The sequence below is a fragment of the Rhodococcus sp. FH8 genome, assembly GCF_019266085.1.
Lineage (GTDB): Bacteria > Actinomycetota > Actinomycetes > Mycobacteriales > Mycobacteriaceae > Rhodococcus_F > Rhodococcus_F qingshengii.
In genome coordinates, this window is record NZ_LPNQ01000070.1 from 1 (window position 1) to 21536 (window position 21536).

The following is a 21536-nucleotide window of genomic DNA, read 5'->3' on the forward strand; positions in this document are numbered from 1 at the left end:
CGCCGCAGCTTCCGCGGAGGGCTCGGCCCTCTTCTTCGTCACATTCTCCAGTGTCGTCATCTCGGCACCTCCTCGCCGAGCATTCACTCAGCGTCTCGGGCCAAAACACCGATTACGAAACAGTCCCGGTGCCGGTTCCGCAGCGGCGGGCATACGCGATCATTCCGTCTGCTGCCCGCACAGCGCGGACGCCGTTGTCGTGGATCTGCGACTCGGGGTCTTGCTCGTAGCGGAAGTCATCGTGCTTGCTGCCGCCTGCTGTCGATGCCGCGACTGCGTCGAATGTGTCTATTCCTTCCCAGGCGCGTGCACGGTATTCGGGCTTCGTTGTTTCGGACATGTGTTGTGTCCCTTTCCCTTGCGGGTGAGCTACACAGCGGGGGTGCTGTGCAGCGCGGCCAACAGGGCGGTCTGGACCTCGAGCGCGGGCGACGGCGCACCGTGTGCAAGGACGCTCGCGGTCGTGTCATCGATGACGACGGACATGTGGGCGCGGTGACGCGAGAGCATCACGCAGGTGCGGCCCGCGTCGAGGTTGAAAGGTTCGGCGGTCCGGTATCCCGCCAACGGGTGCAGCACCACGACGGCAGGGCGCTCGAGGCCTTGCAGCGAGTTGGCGGTGCCGACCAGTACGTCGGGGTGCTCGCTGAGTAGGGCACGGATTGCCGCAGCCTGGGTCACGTGCGGGACCACCACGGCCACGTCGGCGGCCGTCATTGGCCGCTGGCCTGCGGTGGTGACCAGATCCGCTGCCAGTAGTTCCGCCGCCCGCGCGGCGCATGCGGTCACCAGGGCCGGATCGGACGGGCCTCCGCAGGCTGTGATCGGGCGGTGCGCCAATTCGGGCCACACGGCTCCGCTCGAATCGGTGAGGTGTTCCGGGGGACGCTTGGAGGTGAACGGCAGGTCGGGGTAGAACAGTGGCGCGATCAGTGCTGTGGTGTCGGGTCCGAGTCGCCAGGTGTGCGCCAACCGCACCATCCCCACCGCGTCGCCGTGCGCAGCCAACAGTGCAATCGGGGCGGGTAGATCGGGTGCGGTTTCGCTTCCCTCCCAACGAGATACATCGCCGGTCACCACCGGGTCGATCTGGCCGGGATCACCGACGCACACCACCTGTTTCGCCATGGCTCCCAGCGCTCCCAGATCGGCGTAGGTGCATTGCCACGACTCGTCCACGATCAACACGTCCGCACCGACTCGGTCTGGGTCCGAGAACAACCATCGCGCCGTCGTGCCGATCAGAATTGCACCGACGTCGCCCTGCCAGCGCACTTTCTGTCCCGAGACCACCGGTGTGTCGCCGCTGTCCGGTGCCGGTGCTTTCGCTTTCCACATCAAGGCGGCGCGGTCGGTGAGTGTTCCCAACCGGCGTGCAATCTCCACCGCCTGTTCGCGGGTCTGCGCCGCGATCCCCACGCGCAGATCCGCGCGGTGCGCCAATGCCGCAGCCAGTAATGCAACCAAGCGGGTCTTGCCCGCACCGGGAGGGGACGGCACCACCACCGCCGGATCACCCGACCACACCGAAAACAGCACACGCGCTGTGATCGGGTCGGCCATGATCTCCGACCCCGGCCACCCCGTCAGCGACGGGACGGGCGGACGGGACGACGACGGCACCGGGCCGGAGGGGGCAGCAATATCGGACGACGAGGCAGTAATGCGCATGACGAATCAAACCTTTCGTGAAAAAAGTCTCTGAACTGGCTATTTACCTAAGGCAGGTATGCTGCCGGTGCTATTCCTCTGCGCCCGCTATGAGCACGTCCAACGGCACTTCACGCCGGGAAGGGACGGGTGTCTGCCCCGTCGAAAGCCAGGACCGCCGCCCTCGGTAGAGCCGCCAGTACCGGCCACGACCAGCGCGCATCGCGAAAGGTGACGCCGCTTGCGGCATCAACACCACCGACGCGCCACTCGGCGGCGCATACATCCCCACCGAACCGAGTCCGAGCACCAACTTCCCGCCGACAACCTCGGTCGATGTGACCTCGACAGTGAACTGCTCGAACGGACGCCGTCGCGGTGTACCGACCCACCCGGTGACAGCAGATCCGACCCGCAGGCGCGAATCCAGACGCTCACACGTCACCGACAACGACCCGTTGCGCCGACGTGAACCTTTCGGTGGCGGCGTCATCGATGCCACACCCACCGCGACGTGGCCGGTGTGCAATGCGCGCTCGCGCCACATCGGATCATCGAGCAAGGCTGATGACATCACATCTGCTGCGTCACAACGACTTCGCAGACCCATCGCGGCGCTGGCCGTGTTGTCGGGACGCGACCAGTCGTGACCGTCCACCAGTGCGGACTGTGCCCGAGAAAACGAATAGGCGTCGTCTTCACCGATCGCAGCGAGCAGCGGTAACAACGGGCCACTGCCGATCGCACGCGCCCATTCGTGCATCCCGGCGACACTCTCGTCGGTGATCTGCAACCACTTTCGCCATACCCGCGCCGACCGCTGCGCTTCCGGCACCACTCCGAGCACGTAGCGGGCACTGGAGGCGGCCGGAAGATTCACCACCGCCGATGTGCCGGGATGATCCGCGCGATCTGCCCACCACCCCACCATCGCGGCGCTACCGGAGATGTTCGGGTCACTGTGGTGAGCGTGCGCCCGCGCCAACCCCACCAGGGCCGGGATCGTGCCGGTGTCGTCGGTGAGCAACATCGCCGGGGTATCCGCCGCCAGTGTGCCGCCCAACCGTGCGAGCAACGCCAACCCTGCCTCGTCGCACGCGGTTTCCTCACCTCCACCGAACGACGCAGCGGACACGCTCACACTGCCGCCGCGTACCGTCGCCCGCACCGCCAGCGCCGACGCTGACGGGGTGAACGTAGTGTGTGCGAGCCGAGCAACGGGGCGCCCTGTTTCGGCGGCATAGAGACGCTGAGCCAGATCGAACCATTCCACGCTCACGACACGTCCTCCGTCTGTTCGCACGCCCCGACCACCGGATTCGCAGCGCACTCCCACCCCGCACGCAAGGCCCGCGCCGCCGCATCCTCGCCGGTACCGGCGACCACGCTCGCCACCTGATCCGGCGCGTGACCGGTACCGGTCAACACCTGCTGCGCGTACCGCAACAGATCACCGCTCACCGCGTTCACAACGCACCGACCGGGATCTGCACACTCGACGCCCATTCCGGGGTCCGTGCCAGTGCAGTGTCGTTGCCGATCACCGCGCACACCAGATGCGCCCGCGACGGCCGATCCGGCCACGGCGTATCCCCGTCCGTCAACACGATCACCACGTGCGGGGCAGGACGGGCCGCGTTCGCCGCATCGATCCCGACGCGCATATCCGTACCGCCGCCGCCCACCAACACCACATCAGCCACCGACCGCACCGCCTGCGCAGACGTCGATGCCGCATCGCACGAGAGAATCCGTACCCGCTCCCGCGCTACACCGCCTGCCCGCAGCACACCCGCAACCTCACCCATCGCCGCCGACAGATCCGCCGCCGACATGGACCCGGACGTGTCGATCACAATCGACACCGTGATCGACGGACCCCGCATCGCCGGGGCCACGATCCCCGGCAGGCTGCGCCGCGACGGACGCGCATAGCTGTAGTTCGTCCGCCCCGACTGATCCGCCAGCGCGCGCCGGATCACCGCGCGCAACACCCGATCCCACGGCACTGTCGGCGGCGTGAGAACCTCACCAGCCCAACGCGCCAATCCTGCCGGTGCGCTCCCGCGCCCCTTCCCTTGCGCCGCCTGCACCGCCCGCGCCACATGGCGGCGCATCAGATCTGCTTCCGCGCCGTCCAACCCGTCCGCGACCTCCCCCGCTGCCGCGCCCAACTCCCCCGGCACCGGCGCGCACCCCGCACCGGACCCGCATCCCACATCTTCGTCGTCTGGAAACTGTTGCCCCGTAGCCGGATCGATCAGGTGCGTGTAGTAGTCCTCTGCGATTCCGCCGTCCTCGCACCCGAACGATTGTGGAGTGATCACCCCGTCCGGTAACCCGACGCCCGCCGCCAGCAAGTCGTCGTTGATTTCCGCGTCCGCCGCGTAATTCCACGCCACGTGTTGCACCGGCTTCGGCAAGGACTGACCCCGCGCACCGTGCGCCCGCAGCAAGTGCCCGACCTCGTGCAGCAATACCGCACCCGCCACCGGCACCGGCCACGCACCCGCGCCCACCAACAACGCCGGATCGAGATAAAGCCGCCACTGCGCATCCACCGCGAACGTTCCCAACCCCGGTGCAGCAACGGGCTGCGCCGCGAACAACGCCCGCATGAAATACGGCATCTGCTCGGCAGAAACCAGCCGTGCCAGGCGAAACGCCCGCAACTCATCCGGCGCGAGCACCCGAACCCCGCTCATGCCGCCGCCTCCATCAGACCCGCAGCGGTCAACATCGGCGCGAACCGACGTGCAGACGCCGGGACAGTCGCCTTCGCCGGTCGCGCCGTCGCCAGCGTGCGCGCCGCCGCGCCCGCCACGTCCGGTGCGCCCGCCTCCGCAGCCGCGATCAGCGGACCCCACGCACTGCGCCAGGCCTCCACCGTGCCGCGCCCCACCGCCCACGCCGTGACACCGGACAACACTGCCCACACCAGATCAGGACGCGACTGCCAATCGAACGCCGACTCGGGATTCTCCACCACCGCAACCGGATCGGGCAGATCGGCGCTACGTCGCCACTCCAAGAACTCCACGCCCGCGCCCTCACCGATCAACCCGAACACCGCCGTGTTGATCGCCGCGTTGTCGTCCTCGCGCAAATGCGGCAACACCGCCGCCAACATCGACCACGTACGACGCGACGGCCACGCGCCACCGGTCTGCGCCGCCGACGACGGAAACGCATCCAACGCATCAGGATTGCGCTGCACAAAGCCGGTGATCGAACTGCGCACCAACGCAACCCGCTGCTCATCGGTGGCCACCGCACGCGAGGCAGGTGGCGCACCCCACCCCGTCGACATACCGTCCAACCACTCATCCACAGACGGCGTGAACTCCACATGGCAGAACCGATTCGCCAACGGCGCTTCCAACTCGTACCCACCAGCGGCGCAATCCGGAGGGTTCGCCCCCGCAATCACCCGAGTTCCCTTCGGCAACTGCACATCACCGACAGTCAGATCCAGCGCCACCGCCAACATCGCCGCCTGCACAGCAGGCGGACTCGTCGTCAACTCGTCCAGAAACAGATACCCGCCACCACCGGCCACCAATTCCTTCGCCCACGCCGGAGCCTCCAACGTCACACCGTGCTCCCGCACCACCGGCAACCCAGCGAAATCCGACGGCTCACGCAACGACCCCAACACCGTCTTGCACAACACCCCATCCGCCGCAGCCAACCCACGCACCAAACTCGACTTGCCCATCCCCGGACCCGAAATCAGCAACGACGGCACACCCGCCCGCCCATTCGCATCCAACACAGTCACAGCAGTAGCCAAATCAGCCACAGGAATCCTCCAGAATCGAGCGAACTGGTCAGGTCCGCTACCGAATTAGACTCCCCAATTATATAGGTTGACCTGCACAAATAGGCGCTAGAATCGTTTCTCACGTCCCCGGCGCACCCTGTGCCGGGGACGTGAGAAACGATCACCACGCCCGACTGCCGGCACCACCGCGTACGAGGTACGAAAGGCCGCCAACGACGTGGAGTGCCAACTCTTCGCACTCGGGCTGCGGTCCGGACTGGGAAACACTTCGTATCGTCTGAACCCCCAGCGAGCCAGACAGAACCAGTGATCCCGCACGCCCCGAGACAATCACGGCCGTCTCCGCAACCGTCTAGGTGGCCGGCACCGCGGTGATGGCGTCCACACAAGTGACGAGCACGTCGATCAAGATCGGAAGGACAGGAAGGAAAAAGGATCTTTTCGCTTCTACAGAGCGGAGCGAAGCGGAGCGAAGCGGAGCATCCTCTTGGGGGACACCGCAGGTGGCCGGGCCGCCGGGCAGGCGGATGCAGTCGGTGATCCGACCGACCGGGTTGAGTGCCAGGCATTTACTCATTTGGAGCTGAAAGCGGCAAGCGGTCCGTTTCCGCCTCCGCACCTAGGGGCGATCAGCCCTGTTTCGCCTAGTCATAAAGTATGAATGCCCAGATTGCGAGCCTTTGCGCTACCGCTAACGTGACCGACGTCATGTTGTCGCAAATGTTCGGTTATCACGTTTTGCGCTACCGTCAGTTACATCAAAGTTGGTTGCGGAAGATGCAGCCTTCGCGTCACAGGAGGTTTCCATGTCCCGTTCACGTATGGCTGTAGCTGCACTGTTGGTCCCGGTAGCGGCCGGTGCTGTGGCCCTCCTCGGGGCGGGTGCCGCTTCTGCCGCGACCCCGTATTCCGGCAACGGATTTGTCGGAGTCAATTTCGATCAGAACGAGACCCGATTCATCGCCGACACCAATGCCGGCAACCTCCTCGGCCCCATCCCGGATCGGGGTTGGCGCGTGAACCTCGGCCCTGGTTCCGTCTATCAGCCCACCGGGAACGTCGTCTACGCCACCGTCGACCAGATCGTCGACGAGGCAGCTTCACACGGAGGTCGTGTCTCCATCACGCTCAGCGACCCGGCGCTCTGGAATGGCACGTACGTCACCGGTTTTCAGCGCTGGTGACATAGGGCGATCTCGCATTTCCAGCGCCGGTGAGCACATCGCTCACCGGCGCTTTTGCGTGTCATCTGTCCAGCCTTCAACTCGCACTGTTGGTTTCTATATGTAAAAAAGTATGTACACATCTTTTTGGTAGCTTTGGGGTGTGGCCACCGACAACATACGAATAACCCCTGCGGTTCAAGCGGTGCTTACGCTTCTTCTCCAGCATCCGGAGAAGGAGATCTACGGGTATCGGGTCATGGACGCGCTGGAGTATTCGAGTGGAAAGACTTATCGCATTCTCGCCCGGCTGACGGGAGCTAATTGGTTGATCCGCCACGATCCAGGAGTGGATGGCGTGTCAGGGAAGCCTCGCGTGACGTACTCGATCGCTCCATCGGCGCGTACCACCATCAAGGCAGCGTTGGCGGACGCCCGCGAGCGTGAACGGCGTGGGAGCAGGTTCCGAGCGCACGGACCGCGGCTGCCACCTTCGATCGAGTAAAAGACGTTCAGGTGGCCGGCACTTCGGTGATGGCGTCGGCGGTCACGAGCATGTCGATTTCGACGAGGTTGGTTCCGCCGGCATCGGTAACGCGCACGGTTACCCCGGCCAACCATTGTCCGTCGTGCATTTTGACCCAAAACTGTTGAGCTGCATCAAGATACCCGGACATGTAGAGCGCGGACGTTTTCACCCGCATGCTCACATGATCGGCGCGCGCGCTCCCCCACGTCCGAGCGGGAGCGCGCGGCCGATGTCTTGTGCACTACTGGACAGTGACCAGTAGCACGAAGACCACATCATCGGACACAGGTCGAGACAAACGAAAGATACGAGGCCACCGCACGGAGGATCCGCCGCCGACGTGAATCGGGGCTGAACTATGTACGAAAGCCGCGGTCTTCGTCGCGCGCGAGTTCCGGTTCGAAGGGGGTGAACCAATCCTCGGGATCGAGGTTGACCCCATCTGATATCGGTTCTGCCCAGAATAGTGTCAGCACGTCATGGTCCTGGAACAGGTAATCGAGCGGGCCGTCCCAATCATCGTCATTCTTGTGCGCGGGCAGATGTGTGAGTTCTTCGACGAACCGGTCCGAGATCATGGCGGTACGGGCGCGGCCGATGATCAGACGCAGCGCCATTTCCTCGCCGGTACAGCGAGGTTCGGGATCGAGGCCCGCAGCGGCGTCGGCGGAAAGATCATCGAATGAGCGAGCCATGGTGCGTCGCCATGTCGCATCCTGAGTCCAGGTGCATTCCGGAAGGTCCGCCAACACCGCACACCCGGAACCTGGTTGAACGGGGCGATTACCGAGCAGGTGTGCGTCAGCAAACACCGCATCCGCCAACTCTGTCGCCACCCGAGCCACGACAACGCACTGGCGCGGAGTCAACGTCTGCGCATCCGGATCAAAAGTTTCGTCGAAATCTGGGTCGTCGTCATCGTCGAGGTCCGGGACCAGATACATGCCCCGAAGAGTAGACCGCAACCGGTTGATCCGTCTCGTCCAACGACCACCCCTTTGACTCTTGGGATCACAGTCCTCTGTGCTCGGCAACGCGCCGTGAAGCTTCTTGTCGATAGTGCTGGTCACAGGGTCGGGAAACGATCGGTGAGCTGCTTGACCAGTCGATGCACCCCGTGCAGTTCTTTTCGCAGCATGATTGCATCGGTACGAGCTACCGACGTCGTCGTCAGATTTCCGTTCACACGGGAATTTCGTTCGAGACGCACGGCTGCCTCGATGCGCGCGGAGAGGTCGTCGATCTCCGCATTCAACAGCGCCAGAAACACTCTCGCCTGTGCAATGTCGGAGTCTTTGTCTGCGGTCGGCACGCTCGTTACGAGGTGACCAGCGACGAGAGTTTCTCTTTCGCCATGCGCTCTACGAGCAGAGGAACGAAATCCCGTATCCGGTGCCCGGCAAAGTGAGCATGGGCGGACTCCACCGCCCCCGCTACAGCTTCTGCCGACACCGAGGGAAATTTCGCGGTCAACCGAGTGAGCGTCTGACCGATCAGGCGGTCTTCCTCGTCGTTCGTCATCTGTCAATGATGCGCCCAAAGCTCCGTCAGCTCCACAGGAGAGGACAGTGCCGATCCGTTCCGCCAAGGAACCATTCTCCAGCCATGAGCCGGGGAGAGAACTTACTTGCTGGTGCGTCGAAGCGGTGGTCAGTCCAGGGCGGCGCACGCGATGCACCACGCTCTGCCGTCAACACCAATCGTTCGATGTTCCGGCGCAATACTGGCGGCCAGAATGCACTCCGTGTTGTCGTGGTAGACACCGAGCGTGCTGGCCTCTGTCGAATGAAACGCTGACACCTTCATCGCTACCTTGCTTCCCTGACCGTCCGGCAGGTGGAGGTCTCGCAGGTAAGCGTGTCACCACCCTCGGAATCTCTCCATTCGAATGCCACCAGTCTCGAAAGGCGCCACTGTCGTTTCTGCTCGTCTTGACCGGGCGCTGGTGCAAATGTCCGTGTGAGGACGTTTGCCGACAATGGTGGGGACCCGCCGAAAGTATGAACTTTGACGAATCGGCACCCCAGTGACCTGGCATTAAACCAACCTGCTGGTTTTCGTAACCTAACTGACATGAAGTATCCGTTGGCAATTGCGCGGACGTTCTTTACCGTAAGCAGCGATCGGGATCCGCCCTCTTTTCGCAGGAGATTCCCAGGTTCAGTATTGGGTTGATGCGACTTCTACGGTGTTGGAAGGTTTTGCGTGCCTGAGATTCTCGTTACTCCTGTTGCTTCGGCTGTGTTCGTGAAGAATTTGACAGGCTCGTCCCAGACCGGTTCGTGGGGTGTGGGTGGGACGGATCTGGGGTTTCCTGTGCGTTTGCAGGATGGGCGTTTCGGGTTCTTCTTCGGCGACACGTTCGAGTCCCTCGCCCCTGGTGGTCCGGGGTGGCGTAGTCCGGTGATGTTGCGTTCGACGACAACTAATCTGGATCAGGGGATCGTGTTCAGCTCTGCGGCTGGCGGCGGCTATGCGAAGGAGATCCTGCCGAATGCGCACGACACGCGGCAGTTGCCGAGCGTCGAAGCACCAGGCACCGAGTTCACGGTCATTCCCGGGGATGCGCTCACGATCGGGACGCGCACGTATCTGTCGGTGATGAGCGTGCACGCCTGGGACTCCGAGGACTGGAAAACGAACTTCACCTACCTCGCCTACTCCGACGACTCGGGCGAGAATTGGACTCTCTCGCAGGCACGTTGGGACAATCACCCCGGCGCGCTCGATCAGTGCTGGACGATGGAACGCCACGGCGGATACGTCTACGTCATCTCCACCGCGTTCGGACGCAACAAGCCTGCCGGCATGATCCTGCGTCGCGTTCCGGAAGCACAGATCCTCAGCCCCGCCGCCTACCAGGGGTGGGGCTGGACCGAACAGACGGGCTGGGCGTGGGGAAATGCCCCGACGCCGATCATTCCCGGCCGGATCGGTGAGATGTGTGTCCGCTTCGTCCAGGGCACCTGGGTCCTCGCCTATTTCGATCCGGAGGCTTATGCGATCGTCACCCGCACCGCGGCCCGCATCGACGGACTGTGGTCTGAACCCACCGTTCAGGTCAAGGGCGGCGACTGGGGAGCAAATGACGGGACGTACGGCCAGATCTACGGCGGCTACATCCACCCCGCATCCACCCTGGACAATCTGCATCTGATTGTCTCGCAATGGAATACAGCAACGGGTACTCCGTATCATGCGATGCAGTTCAAAACCTCCGTCACTCCCGTCGCCCCCGTGTACACCGTCGGCGGCGCGATCGGTGCCCGGTACACACAACTCGGCGCCGAAACGAGCCCGCTCGGTGCACCGACCGGCGACGAACAACCTCTGGCGAGCGGGCGGGTGCAGGATTTCGAGCACGGCCGCATCTACTGGAGCGCCGCAACCGGGGCCTGGGAAACGTACGGGTTGATCGCGCAGAAGTATCTAGACCTCGGCGGACCCACGAGCCCTCTGGGGTGGCCCACAAGTGGTGAACTCGGCACGCCCAACGGAATCGGCCGCTTCAACCGCTTCACCGAAGGAAATATCTACTTCAATCCCCAGGCCGGCACTCACTGCGTCTACGGCGCCATTATCGCTGAATATGGTCGCCACGGCTATGAAGGCGGACGATTCGGATTCCCCACCACCGACGAATACGCCACCCCCGAGGGCCGCCGCAACGACTTCCAAGGCGGCTGGATCGCATGGATTAGCGCCACAGGTCAGGTAGTGACATCGTGATGTTCAACCCCAGCTGGCCCCTACTGTATATCTTTGTGCTCCAGCGCATTCGGCGTAGCAGTGGGGGCAATGCGGCCACGGGATGCGATCAACCGCCAGATCACTCACAGGGCGGTACATCGAGCCAGCAATCGAGGTGCCCATGCATCGCCGTGTAGGTGTTCTCGCTCTGATTGCGGTCGTTGCCGTCCTGATTGTCGTGGCGGTCTCGTTCTATTCCTTCGGCGGCGACCCGACCGAATACTGCCGAGCCCACGCGCCGCTTCCACCAGCATCGGGTGTGGAACAAACCCTCACGCCGGAGGAGGGGCATTGGACTGCTTTTCCGATTGCAGGAGCCGCCTGCACCTGGAATATCTCCGGCGACGTGCACTACGTGACCTCGACCATCCGGTGGGGGTCGACACTGATGTTGCTCGGCGCGGTCGTTGTCGCCATCGCATCCTCCTATTTCATCGCAAAAACTCTCTTCGCTAATCGCCAATAGCTGGCAAGTACCTGTGAATCAATCCGAGAGGATAGGCATGCGCAGAAACATCAAGAGGGCTACACGACGCCGGAAACTGTGGACGACATCCAGGTCGAAAGCAGTGGCGATGGTTGCTGCCGCGCTGACGGTGACAAGTGTGTCAGTGCTGGGTGCGGCACCCGCGAGTGCGGACCCGAGCTGCCCGAACAACGACCCGAAGTTCGGGTTCTGCGTCGGAGGGAAGATCCTCGAGGAATTCAACGAAACCGGAGGCTGGCCGTTCTTCGGAAATGCCACGAACTACGAGGCGGACGCCGCAAACTACGGGCGTTGGCAACCGTTCGAGAAGAACAGCTCGATCTACTGGCACGCGAATGTGTCCAACGGACATGCCAATCAGATCGGCGGGCTCATCCGCGACAAGTGGGGTGCCATGGGATGGGAGGGCGGCAGCGACCTTGGATACCCGGTGACCCGAGAGCTCGGAACGCCCACCAAACCCGGCCGCTACAACCACTTCGAAGGCGGTTCCATCTACTGGTCACAGCCAACCGGAGCATGGCCGGTGTGGGGCGCCATTCGAGACCAATGGGCAAATGCTGGATGGGAAAACAGCAACTTCGGGTTCCCATCCTCCGACGAATACAACTGCTGGGACGGAATCAATCCGGACAACAAGAACTGGATCTACGGTGGCAAGGGGCAGAATTTCCAGAACGGGCGTTTGTTCTGGAATTCGGCACCGAACAACTTCACAAACTCGTACAGCTCCGTCCACGGATCTCCGCGTACGCTCAAATACAGCTCCACCACCAAATACACCAGCGCGTTCAACAGTTCAGTCAGTACATGGAACGGGCTCGGTCGAGTAGCCATCTCCCAAGCACCGGTACTCAACAACGAGGTCCTGGTGGTCAGGGACGTCAATCGATCGGACTACAGCTGGGCGGGTCACTACGAGAACCGGGGCACCGACTACTCCACACTCGAGATGAACGACGCGAAATTCAGTGGCCCCAGCGATGCCCGAATTCAGCCTGTGATGCTCCACGAAATGGGGCACTCACTTGGACTCGCTCACAGCTGCGCAGGCTCGAACATGGACGAACGGATCTACTTCACCAAGACGTCCACCCTGTCCGACCTGGACAAGTCCTCCTACAACACCAAGCATCCGTGAGAAAATGCACGCGAGAAGGGAACCAACCATGACCATTTCGACGAAGAAGCGGATCGGAGTGGCTCTCGCCGTAGCCGCAGCATTAGCTCTCGGTGCATGCACGACCGAAGACTCCTCCGGCGCCAGCGACAAGCAGGCGACACAGGAGAGCCCACACACGAACGCGCATTCGGATGCCTCGTGGGTCATCGACATCCAAGATCAGCGCCAGGTCGCAGGTTTCGCAGACGCTGTATTCGTCGGCACTGTGCTCGAGCAGAGCGGATTCGCGGCCGACCGCAGCGCGGTTCCGGAAACACAGTTCCGTGTTCAGGTCTCGAATTCCTTGAAAGGCGAAGTCGCCGAGGAAGTCACGGTGAATCAGCAGGGAGGGACAGATCCCAAAACCGGAGAAGTGATTCTCCTCGAGGAAGATCCGATGATCGAAGTCGGTAAGTCGTACCTGTTCGCAACCCGATACAACGCCGACTTCGATTTCTACACCGTCGTTCCCTTCACCGGGCACGAAGAGCTCGACCCGTCGGCAGCGCGCGGGGTCCAGCCAGGGGAATCCGACGTCGTCAAAGGGATGCAGGATGCAATTGCGAATGAGATTCCTTACGAGGAGCCGCAACCTCATGTCGTTGGGCCGAACGGTGAAACGAAGCCATCGGTTGCCCCGCGCCTGAGCGGACCTCCGGAGTCGGTCGAACCGAACGACCCCATGCAGTCCGGGGCCCCTACCTCGACCATGACCGTCGCACCCACAACCCGGTAACCATTTTCACTATGTAGTGCTGCTGTACCTCGCGGAGGAACTGAGGTACAGCAGCGCTTCCCGGTCGACCTCGGTTCCAGATTCATACCCAGCCCGACATCACCATGCACGGGGAAGATGGTGCAATTGTGCGTCCTGCACCACCAAGTTCATCACTGCCTCGTACGCATCCGGGAACGGGTACCGGCATGTTCCATCGACCGGAAATGCAACCCTGACAGCCTTTCCTGCGCTATCGACCAGCCACACCACAGGTGTGGGAACGCTCGAGGGGGTGGGGCACTCGCCGAACCATGGCGATTTGAGTGACTCCCGCTTGAACTGGGCCACCACATGCGCCATGTCCCCCGTTCTGGTTGTCTGCGAAAGGGTTGCCTCGCTGGAATCGTCTGTGTATGCGAGGAATTGGCACACCACAACAGATTTCGGCTCGAAGTTCTCGGGAACCGTGCCCGCAGGAGGTAGAGGATCTGACAACAGCTCCGGTGACTGCACCTCTCCAGGGACCGCCGCGACGAGGACCTCCGGCGCCAAACAGGTGGCGCGATCGACCACCACCCCCGTCGGCAACGCCACGGGATCGCGTCGCTCGTCGAGGACACGGAAGGCGATCACTGCTCCGACCGCAAGAACAGCAACCACAACTACCGTGATGAGCCCTGAACGAAATCGCCGCATAACCTAACACTAATCCGTAGGATCGGGACCGTCCCATTGCCGTTCCGTGACGGTGAGCAGCGATCCCATACACTCGCACGGGCCGCCATGACCCCGTCCATGAGGGGACGTCACGGCGACGTCAGAGAGGGCCAAGGGCAACACGTCGCCGACTATGCGCATTGATGCCGAGTCGGAAGTAAATGGGTAAGGTGATCCGAATGAATGGTTTCACTGTTCGCGTATTTGGTTCTTTGATTACTGCCCTGTCGTTGACTGGATGCGGGGTAGACATGGATACCTACGATCCTGCCATTTCCCAGGAAGATATTCTGACTTCTTCTTCCCAAAGGTGGAATCGCAGCGTCCTTGAAGGTTATCCGAAAGATGCATACACCCTTCTTTCAGTGCGATGCATGAATATAATTCCCGCACAAGAGTTCCCAACTCGGTTCAAAGATTTTGGAGTAGGAGGTCCCGGTCCGAGTTCTTTGACCGTGCACATCGAGGGTGGCCGTGGCTACGTGACCACACTATTCTCTGTTCATCCAGAGAGGGATGAGATTGATGTTCCGTGGATTTACAGCAAAGAAGATGGATGGAGGAATGACGATTGTTGATATATTTTCGCAATCGCTGAATTGGATTCCACATCAAAGGCAACATTCCGGACGTGTCCTGAAAACTGGACGCCTACTTCGCCGCCACACAGGGCGAAGTCCATATGGTCGCGCCTCTCAGGGGCATCGACGACCTGGACAGCGTGCCGAGTTACTAAGCCAACCGCTTCTCAGAAATGCCCCTCTTGCTAGGCGGACAACTGTCGGGCCAGGCTATAATACAAAGATGAGATTTTCCAGAACTACAGGAATTCGGACTGCTATTTTAGCAATCTTGTTAGCCAATGCTGCATGTTCACAATCGCCGGAAGATCCCGATTTTTTCACCAACCGACTTACCCTCCCGAGTTGCGGAGAGATCAAAAAAACGAACGCAAGTAGTGGTAGCACGTTCGAGCGCTCGCAAGTTGAGTGCATGGAATCATCGCGCACTGCCGGAGGCTCCGAATTTACCTTGCGCTCAACAACTACGGAGGGTGACGAGATAGTCAATTATATTCGCATACTGCCCAATGTTGAGGATGTCGAAATAATTGTGGACAAATCGCAGGATGAATATTCCGAGCAGGGGTGGACATCCTACTCATGCTCGATTCCTGAGTTAACAGAGAATTCCATCACCGATTGCATGGCAACGAGATAGATCAATCTAGAGATAGAGGTGCGAGCCACTGAAGTATATCGGTCACGTTCACCTCTTCGTTATTTCTGGATTTTGGTATCGGCGCGGCCGGTCGCGAGTCGAATGCAGGCTGGTCTGTCGGACGGCGGGTTTCAGTGACGGCCCGGCATTGATCGCCCACTTGCATGTGCGCACAAGTGCTCAGATTCCGGACTGATGCCCCATCTTCGAAAGGCAAGGACACAGCACTCGTTTTCTGACCCACGGGCAATACCGAGGCCTCCGGCATCGATGGGGTTCCTCAACGACGCACTCCTCCACACTGGACACTGGACACGTTCAAACCCGGTCTACAAGATGTCGACTTTCACCGCTCTCGGCGGGTCGAATGTCCTGATCACGGGGTGGTCGGGCCATCGTTCAGTCCAGTGGTCGGTGTTGATCACTGCGCTACCCGGAGCGGCGGTGTCGCAGCACGCGTGCTGTCGTCGAGGGTTGCCCAGCAGAGTTGTCCGCTCTCGTCGCGGATCTCCAGGCTGCCTGTGCGTTGTTGGAAGCCTTTGCCGACGGCCGCGACGTCGAGCCGAACGCCTGTCACCCGCCCTCTCCCCGCTGATAGACCCGTATATCCGGACACTCGCGACAAGATCCGCAGATCCGGACCGTCCCATTGCCCTTCTGTCACGATCAACAGCGATCCCTTACTTCTTGCCCGCGCAGCCACAGCCCTTCCGCGAGAGGGCGTTACAGCGCCACCAGAGAGCCCCAGAACAACCACGTCGAAGCCCTCCAGCAAAATTGCAGCGCAGTCGATTGCAGCATCCTTTGGCTGCGGCACCAGCGCGACCTTCGCCAAGTCGCCACCTTGCTCGTGGAAGGCGAGGAGTCCGAGTCCGGGCATTCCGATCACCGCAACGTGCCCGCCGGCGGCGGTGACGGTGGCGAGTAGTCCGATGAGGACCGATGCTGCGCCGTCGACGCTGACGACGGTTCCTCGGGCCAAACCGCCGCGTGGGAGCAGATCACCGATCGGCGCCGGAACGGGAAGCATCCGGAGGGTCGATTGCGCAGTGGCCACGATCGGAGTCGGCTCCCGCTCGTCGACCGGGCGAAGTACCACCGATGACGTGGCTGGTTCGGTGCCGTCCGAGCGGGCGGGAATCGACGCCATCTTGCGGCGGAGCTGTTCAAGCTTTTCCGCCTTGCTGACCGACGCGAACGTCGGCACGATCCCGCCGGGCGGCTCCGCCATGACGATCTGCCCCCGCTTTCAAGCTGTCGCAACCTTGACACCGTACACTTTACTCGCACAGATGTTCGAATTGGGCCTCAATTCGAACTCTCGGCGATAGACAGTAAAGGCCCAATGGAGATAGACCTGTGATGGACTGCCACTGTGAACGCACCGTCAACTCCGGAACTACCTGCGACCCTGTGGCATTACACCGACGCAGCCGGGCTGCTCGGGATCCTGGGGCATGAAGTCACAGCCGCTGACCCGAACATCGTCGGGTCAGGCAGTTACAAACCCGTCTTGTGGGCGTCCGCGGCCCAGTTCCTCAATGATCGACGGGAGCTGGTTCACGGCCTCGAACTGGTCAATAACTTCGTCAAGGATGGACTCAAAAAGGCCAACATGTGGGCGAGCGCGCCCCCCACTACCCAAGCACCACCGGGAGCCGATTGGGTCACCAACAGTTGGCACACCCTTTTCAACTCAACCAGGGCTGCAAACCCAACAGGCATCGATTTTCTTAAGGAAATTTGCCGAACACTCGACCTGATCATCGATCGCAAATATGAGACCTACCTGCACTGTTGCACGGTCTCGTTCTCCCAGGAACCAGACGTCCTTAGTCAGTGGCGCGCTTACGGCAACGGCATCGGTGGATTCTCCATCGGTTTCGACCCGAGCAAGTTTCCCCGATCGGACGGGTCTCCGGTCCATCTCTCAGGCTTAGGGCTACACAAAGTGCAGTACACAAGAAATGAGTTGACTCCGGCTCTGAAAACCGCCGTGCTCGAACTTTTCACCACCGAGCTCACCCGGCGTGGACACTCGGTCAATCCAGGAAATCTGAGCACTGCTGTACAAAACCTGGCGTTCTACGCTGCAAGCGTCAAACACCAGGGTTTCGAGGAAGAACACGAATGGCGCTTCATCGAACCCGGCTCTTTCGACGCGCCAGAGTTCCGTGCCACTCCTTCGGGCCTCGTCCCGTATCGCAAGCTCGACGAGTTACCTAGTGATGCAGTCACAGGTTTGTATGTCGGGCCGGGCCCAAAGCAGTACGAAAATCTGGTGGCAGCAAAGTCACTTCTGCAGCGATATGGATACACAACTGCCAGCGCCAACGTTCACCCCTCAGAAACACCATTCCGCTAATTCCTGACTGGCTCAAGCAGTTTCGGATCGTTGTTCCTGGGGCTGTTGACCGCCGTCGAGACCTCGTAGGGTTCGAGATGCGGCTCCGGAACGGAGTTGATCATGGCTTGGACCTCACCCTTGTCGGTGAGGTTCGGATCGAGCCAGTGCTCCCAGAATGATTCGGGCAGAATCAGCGGGGATCTGTCGTGTATGTGTCCCGTGGCATCGCTGGCTGGCCGAGTCAAGACTGTGCAGGTCCATACCCACCTGTTCGGGTCATCTTCGGGCAGTTCAGGATCGGGCCACAACTCATACAATCCGGCCATTGCAAGGATGTCGACCTCGCTGTGAAGGAAGTATGGAATCTTCGACCCTGCTTCACTTTTCATCCATTCGTAGTATCCGTTCGCAGGAATGATGGCACGCCGTTTGGATGCACTACTTCTGAATGAGGGCTTCTCCGTAACGGTTTCACTGCGGGCGTTGATGAGTTTGGAGGCCATCTTTCGATCCTTGGCCCAGGCCGGCAACAGGCCCCATTTGACGGTCCGGAGCTGGCGCTGGGGCTCGGCGTCGGGTTCCTCGTTTGGGGTTCGTTCGAGGATCACACGGACAGGTTGTGTGGGGGCGACGTTGTAGGACGGTGGGAGTTCGTCGCCGACGGTCTGCATCGTGTCGAAAAACGACTGCAATTCCTTGCTCGAGCTTGTGCTTGCATAGCGCCCACACATGGCCTGACCTCCTCGTAATCGGTTCCCGTTCCATTGAACAGCGTGGGTCCGACTTCCGCGCCAAACGCCGTGTGATGATCTGTGCGAGTACGTCGTCGACTGTCGCGGAAGGGGAAGTGCGATCACCAACCCTCGGCCGTCGCCTACCGATGTCGCGTTGGCGATCGTGGCCGCCACAGCCCTCGGTGTCACCGTCGGAATTCTCCTGGCCGACGTGGTGGCCGGCGTCGCGGTCGGGGCCGGTACCGCGGTGGTGTTCCGTTTCGTGTTGCGGACGATCATCACCAGGAAATGACGGAATCTCTCGGGAAGGCTTCACATGAAAACGTATCGCGACTTCGAGTGGCTCTTCCGCGACTACCCGTGGACCGAGAACGGGCTGCACGTGACCTACGTGCGCGACGCAACGCCGACCGCCGTGATCGAAGCGATGACCGTGCGCGACCTGGGGGAATTCCGCGGATTGCACGGCATCAACGACATCGAATGGGAAGAGTATTCGGTCGTCGGCACCGCGGCATTGGGGAACTGGGCGATCGCGATCGCTCGGATGGCGTGGGCCGGCTCGGACGACGAGCTTATGGTGCCTCTGTCGGTGGGACGTGAAGTGCTCACACACTCGCGCGACGTCGAAGCAGTGTCCTCGTTCGACCTGTGGCAGGACGGAGTTCATACCGTGCAGTTCGACCCCCTCTTCGGTTCCGAAGCGGGGAACCCGATGTCGGAGGCGTGGAAGTCGCGGATGAGGGAAGTCGGGCTCGACCCCGACAGTGAAGGACCGTCGCCGGACGGGAAATTCCATATCATCGAAGCATCTTTTGCGATGGCCGCGAACTACACCGGCGTGCAGATCACCCCCGAATTCTTGTCGACGGCGACCTTCGTAGCCGGCAGTGACGACTGATCGCGATGCAGGTCAGCGCACCGGAATAACTCTGCGGCGGTCTTCGTTGTAGAGGCTGTCGGTGTTCGGTTCTTTGCCCCGGGTACCACCGAAAGAAATGCCGCTTCGAGCGGCCACTTGCCGAGAGGCGCAAGACGGGCACCGACCCTGTGAAGCCGCTGGACACCGTCAGGTGCCGGCGGCTTCGTCATGTCCTGGGTGGCCAAGGAGGCAGATTGGCATCAGATGCAAGATTGATGCATCTGTTTTGGTGCTGGCTACCCGCCGTTTCCGGTGGTCAGTGTCGGCCACTGGTTTCAGCCGGTTTTCGGAGGTTGAGACAATAGTGGAATGAGCGAGAGTGCGGAACCGAATGAGACTTAAGGGTGGAGCCCTGCGCCGGACGAGGGCCAGGCCGGCACAGTGATGACGAAGGATGGTCATTGGGCCTACCGGTACAAGGACGGTGCGGAGCTCATCATGATGAAGATGCCGGAGCGCCCAGCCTCCACGTAGGAATGTGCAGTGTGGCCCACACCGAACCTCCTTGCCTTGCAAGGCTGGTAGCGGGCCGCCATTGTCTTGGACCGGCTCTGGTCATCGCCTCGGTTTCGGCGCCGGCGGGACTCATGTCTCTACTCTGCGTGGGTGGTTCTGATTTCGCGCGGTTTTCAGGCGAGAGACTGCAGGACACTCACTGAGCACGCCGACCATCAGCCGTACTTTCACGTAGCTCCATACGCAGACACCGAGTCAGCCGATCTTCTCTTCCAGGCCGTTCAGGGTCTATCCCGTGATTGTTGTCGAGCAGATACGCGTTGGGCTCGACGACTCGGCAGGCCGGACACTGCCATCCGCTCAATCTTGTGCCCTTCTGTATCCCGCCTGCGCAATCCCACGATGCGGTCCACATCGCCGGGATCATGCGCTCTGACCACTCTCGAAAAGCAATCACACCCCGCAGTTCGATGTCGAAAAGCGTGAGCTGCGCGTCGTTCATCGCATTTCCTGGATCAACTCTGCTGCAGGCCCGAGCACTTCGTCTTCGTCAGTCGCATCCTTTGCTCCTCGAAGGGCAACGGTGAGGCCGGCAACACCTAACAGGCATGTCATCGAGGCACCTGCCATGAACAGAAGATCACCCACGCGAGGTACCGATTTCGCTTGCCGGACGGATCCACGAAATCCACGCCTCATGCTCGTCTGCGTGCAGCGGAACAGAACCCGGATCATCCGGGTGAGCGTCCGCCCACGCTGATTGTTCGGCCACAAGATCCGCCACCGTCGCCCATGTTTCCGAGGTACAAGGCGGATTCACAACAGCCGCTTTGGCGAGCGCTCGGCAGGTAGCTCCACTGAGACTGAGGAGCTCGGTGCCGCAAATCCCTCGATCCCAGATATACCGAGCGAGTTTGATGGAATCGGCATACCTCGCGGCCTCCTCGTACGAGGTATGGGTGAAGTCCACGTGGGTGGTCACTGTTGCACCCGCGGATAGCGACGACGCCGCTCCGAGGCGGTCAACCCACCCCAGACACCGAAACGCTCGTCGTTCGCCAATGCGAATGCCAAGCAGTCGACACGAACCTCGCATCCTGCGCAGACCCGCTTCGCCGGCCGGACAGCTTCTCCCGGTTCAGGAAAGAATGCTTCGGGATCAGTGCGTTGGCACACTGCCCGCTCCTGCCACTCGACATTCCCAGCGGTATCGCCCGGGTGAATCTCGGTGATGGTCATAGCAACCACGACTCCTCTACACATCGGCCTCTCGGATTGATGGGCGAACGGTAGCCGCGGACCTGGACAGCCTGAGTCGACGTCGGCATTGAAGCGAAAGTCGTACGATTCCCGAGGTGCATATTCAGGCACAACCACTCAGATGTGGCTCTCAAAGGAGACTGTCATTTCCAATAAATTCGATCTTTCCAACGCCGATCTGTCCGGATCGAACAACGCCATCGGCAGTTCGGACTTCACCCAAAGCATCGGAACCCCCGCGAAGGGCGATCGCGAAACCCTCAAACAAGCACTGATCGGTGCCGGCGTATCAGCCGAGAGCTTGGAAGAGCTTTTTCAAGCCATCGCAGACGATGACGCCACCGAGCCGGGGCAAGGATACGGATCTCGCGTCAAGCAGTGGTTGGACGAGCAAACCGCCACTGTGCTGCCGGCGATCGCGACCGCTATCACCAACGCGGTCTTGCTGTATCACGGGCTGCCAGTGAGCTGAGCTCTAGATGTAGGAGGAACGGACGTTGGTGACGCGATGCCGGCGGTAAGCGGCGGGCGGTCGTCCTCCGCGTGCTGAATGCGGTCGGTGGTAATTGTAGTGAACATTCCGACTTATATGAGTGTCACGGCAAGTGACCGGGATTGCAGCCCATAGCGTGTCGT

General features: G+C 61.3%; 26 protein-coding genes. 11 read left to right on the forward strand and 15 right to left on the reverse strand.

Annotation, left to right across the window (positions count from 1 at the left end):
- Nucleotides 1–112: 112 nt before the first annotated feature.
- The 6 genes from ATN38_RS18240 to ATN38_RS18265 all read right to left on the reverse strand — a co-directional run bounded on the left by ATN38_RS18240 (nucleotide 113) and on the right by ATN38_RS18265 (nucleotide 5452).
- Nucleotides 113–340 (reverse strand): hypothetical protein, encoded by a 228-nt coding sequence (locus ATN38_RS18240; RefSeq protein ID WP_245220050.1) that lies wholly within the window; start codon nucleotides 338–340, stop codon nucleotides 113–115.
- A gap of 29 nt (nucleotides 341–369) precedes the next feature.
- Nucleotides 370–1671 carry an AAA family ATPase gene (locus ATN38_RS18245; RefSeq protein WP_003941272.1) on the reverse strand — a complete coding sequence of 434 codons (1302 nt, stop codon included), beginning with the start codon at nucleotides 1669–1671 and terminating at the stop codon, nucleotides 370–372.
- A gap of 70 nt (nucleotides 1672–1741) precedes the next feature.
- Nucleotides 1742–2929, reverse strand: a complete 1188-nt coding sequence (locus ATN38_RS18250; protein WP_209923613.1) for a hypothetical protein — start codon at nucleotides 2927–2929, stop codon at nucleotides 1742–1744.
- Complete coding sequence (locus ATN38_RS18255) at nucleotides 2926–3120, reverse strand: hypothetical protein (protein ID WP_125053203.1); 195 nt, start codon at nucleotides 3118–3120, stop codon at nucleotides 2926–2928. The genes ATN38_RS18250 and ATN38_RS18255 overlap by 4 nt, the downstream gene beginning before the upstream one ends.
- Nucleotides 3117–4355 carry a VWA-like domain-containing protein gene (locus ATN38_RS18260; RefSeq protein ID WP_218748330.1) on the reverse strand — a complete coding sequence of 413 codons (1239 nt, stop codon included), beginning with the start codon at nucleotides 4353–4355 and terminating at the stop codon, nucleotides 3117–3119. Before ATN38_RS18260 ends, ATN38_RS18255 begins: the two co-directional genes overlap by 4 nt.
- Complete coding sequence (locus ATN38_RS18265; protein ID WP_218748331.1) at nucleotides 4352–5452, reverse strand: ATP-binding protein; 1101 nt, start codon at nucleotides 5450–5452, stop codon at nucleotides 4352–4354. The genes ATN38_RS18260 and ATN38_RS18265 overlap by 4 nt, the downstream gene beginning before the upstream one ends.
- A 788-nt stretch (nucleotides 5453–6240) precedes the next feature.
- On the opposite strand from ATN38_RS18265, the gene ATN38_RS18270 reads away from it, so the two are divergent.
- Nucleotides 6241–6618 (forward strand): hypothetical protein, encoded by a 378-nt coding sequence (locus ATN38_RS18270; RefSeq protein ID WP_064113927.1) that lies wholly within the window; start codon nucleotides 6241–6243, stop codon nucleotides 6616–6618.
- A 184-nt stretch (nucleotides 6619–6802) separates the two neighbouring features.
- Nucleotides 6803–7102, forward strand: coding sequence for a hypothetical protein (locus ATN38_RS18275; RefSeq protein WP_218748332.1), 300 nt, complete (start codon nucleotides 6803–6805; stop codon nucleotides 7100–7102).
- Between the two features lie 7 nt (nucleotides 7103–7109).
- Here the strand turns inward: ATN38_RS18275 and ATN38_RS18280 are convergent, their stop codons facing one another.
- The 4 genes from ATN38_RS18280 to ATN38_RS18295 all read right to left on the reverse strand — a co-directional run bounded on the left by ATN38_RS18280 (nucleotide 7110) and on the right by ATN38_RS18295 (nucleotide 8647).
- Nucleotides 7110–7301, reverse strand: a complete 192-nt coding sequence (locus ATN38_RS18280; protein ID WP_197494335.1) for a hypothetical protein — start codon at nucleotides 7299–7301, stop codon at nucleotides 7110–7112.
- A 181-nt stretch (nucleotides 7302–7482) separates the two neighbouring features.
- Nucleotides 7483–8070 (reverse strand): hypothetical protein, encoded by a 588-nt coding sequence (locus tag ATN38_RS18285; RefSeq protein ID WP_064114221.1) that lies wholly within the window; start codon nucleotides 8068–8070, stop codon nucleotides 7483–7485.
- Between the two features lie 122 nt (nucleotides 8071–8192).
- Nucleotides 8193–8438 (reverse strand): hypothetical protein, encoded by a 246-nt coding sequence (locus ATN38_RS18290; RefSeq protein ID WP_064114220.1) that lies wholly within the window; start codon nucleotides 8436–8438, stop codon nucleotides 8193–8195.
- Nucleotides 8439–8443: 5 nt separating this feature from the next.
- Entirely contained in the window at nucleotides 8444–8647 is a 204-nt protein-coding gene (locus ATN38_RS18295; RefSeq protein ID WP_064114219.1) for a three-helix bundle dimerization domain-containing protein, read from the reverse strand.
- A 726-nt stretch (nucleotides 8648–9373) separates the two neighbouring features.
- On the opposite strand from ATN38_RS18295, the gene ATN38_RS18300 reads away from it, so the two are divergent.
- The 4 genes from ATN38_RS18300 to ATN38_RS18320 all read left to right on the forward strand — a co-directional run bounded on the left by ATN38_RS18300 (nucleotide 9374) and on the right by ATN38_RS18320 (nucleotide 13261).
- The gene (locus ATN38_RS18300; RefSeq protein WP_308256296.1) at nucleotides 9374–10855 is read left to right on the forward strand and encodes a DUF4185 domain-containing protein; all 1482 of its coding nucleotides are present in this window, start codon (nucleotides 9374–9376) and stop codon (nucleotides 10853–10855) included.
- A gap of 142 nt (nucleotides 10856–10997) precedes the next feature.
- Complete coding sequence (locus ATN38_RS18310; protein ID WP_125053209.1) at nucleotides 10998–11342, forward strand: hypothetical protein; 345 nt, start codon at nucleotides 10998–11000, stop codon at nucleotides 11340–11342.
- Nucleotides 11343–11379: 37 nt separating this feature from the next.
- Complete coding sequence (locus tag ATN38_RS18315) at nucleotides 11380–12504, forward strand: matrixin family metalloprotease (protein ID WP_082920797.1); 1125 nt, start codon at nucleotides 11380–11382, stop codon at nucleotides 12502–12504.
- Nucleotides 12505–12532: 28 nt separating this feature from the next.
- Nucleotides 12533–13261 carry a hypothetical protein gene (locus ATN38_RS18320; RefSeq protein ID WP_218748333.1) on the forward strand — a complete coding sequence of 243 codons (729 nt, stop codon included), beginning with the start codon at nucleotides 12533–12535 and terminating at the stop codon, nucleotides 13259–13261.
- Nucleotides 13262–13360: 99 nt separating this feature from the next.
- Here the strand turns inward: ATN38_RS18320 and ATN38_RS18325 are convergent, their stop codons facing one another.
- Entirely contained in the window at nucleotides 13361–13939 is a 579-nt protein-coding gene (locus ATN38_RS18325; protein ID WP_125053211.1) for a hypothetical protein, read from the reverse strand.
- Between the two features lie 200 nt (nucleotides 13940–14139).
- Between ATN38_RS18325 and ATN38_RS18330 the strand changes: the two genes are divergently transcribed.
- The gene (locus ATN38_RS18330) at nucleotides 14140–14538 is read left to right on the forward strand and encodes a hypothetical protein (RefSeq protein WP_125053213.1); all 399 of its coding nucleotides are present in this window, start codon (nucleotides 14140–14142) and stop codon (nucleotides 14536–14538) included.
- Nucleotides 14539–15602: 1064 nt separating this feature from the next.
- Here the strand turns inward: ATN38_RS18330 and ATN38_RS18335 are convergent.
- A complete protein-coding gene (locus tag ATN38_RS18335; protein WP_064114085.1) occupies nucleotides 15603–16412 on the reverse strand; it encodes a hypothetical protein in 810 nt (269 codons plus the stop codon).
- A 144-nt stretch (nucleotides 16413–16556) separates the two neighbouring features.
- Here ATN38_RS18335 and ATN38_RS18340 point away from each other — a divergent pair, with 144 nt between their 5' ends.
- Nucleotides 16557–17546, forward strand: a complete 990-nt coding sequence (locus tag ATN38_RS18340) for a DUF2971 domain-containing protein (protein ID WP_064114084.1) — start codon at nucleotides 16557–16559, stop codon at nucleotides 17544–17546.
- On the opposite strand, the gene ATN38_RS18345 is transcribed toward ATN38_RS18340, so the two are convergent.
- A complete protein-coding gene (locus tag ATN38_RS18345) occupies nucleotides 17543–18259 on the reverse strand; it encodes an SOS response-associated peptidase (protein WP_218748334.1) in 717 nt (238 codons plus the stop codon). The two genes, ATN38_RS18340 and ATN38_RS18345, sit on opposite strands and share 4 nt — an antisense overlap.
- Before the next feature lie 166 nt (nucleotides 18260–18425).
- Here ATN38_RS18345 and ATN38_RS32865 point away from each other — a divergent pair, with 166 nt between their 5' ends.
- Together ATN38_RS32865 and ATN38_RS18350 are read left to right on the forward strand one after the other, a co-directional pair.
- Entirely contained in the window at nucleotides 18426–18554 is a 129-nt protein-coding gene (locus tag ATN38_RS32865) for a hypothetical protein (protein WP_256931965.1), read from the forward strand.
- 24 nt (nucleotides 18555–18578) lie between these two features.
- Complete coding sequence (locus tag ATN38_RS18350) at nucleotides 18579–19163, forward strand: DUF6461 domain-containing protein (protein WP_064113936.1); 585 nt, start codon at nucleotides 18579–18581, stop codon at nucleotides 19161–19163.
- A 1117-nt stretch (nucleotides 19164–20280) separates the two neighbouring features.
- On the opposite strand, the gene ATN38_RS18355 is transcribed toward ATN38_RS18350, so the two are convergent.
- A complete protein-coding gene (locus tag ATN38_RS18355) occupies nucleotides 20281–20622 on the reverse strand; it encodes a hypothetical protein (protein WP_064445094.1) in 342 nt (113 codons plus the stop codon).
- Entirely contained in the window at nucleotides 20619–20879 is a 261-nt protein-coding gene (locus tag ATN38_RS18360; protein ID WP_064445093.1) for a WhiB family transcriptional regulator, read from the reverse strand. Before ATN38_RS18360 ends, ATN38_RS18355 begins: the two co-directional genes overlap by 4 nt.
- Before the next feature lie 142 nt (nucleotides 20880–21021).
- Between ATN38_RS18360 and ATN38_RS18365 the strand changes: the two genes are divergently transcribed.
- Nucleotides 21022–21372, forward strand: coding sequence for a hypothetical protein (locus tag ATN38_RS18365; RefSeq protein ID WP_218748335.1), 351 nt, complete (start codon nucleotides 21022–21024; stop codon nucleotides 21370–21372).
- Nucleotides 21373–21536: the final 164 nt, after the last annotated feature.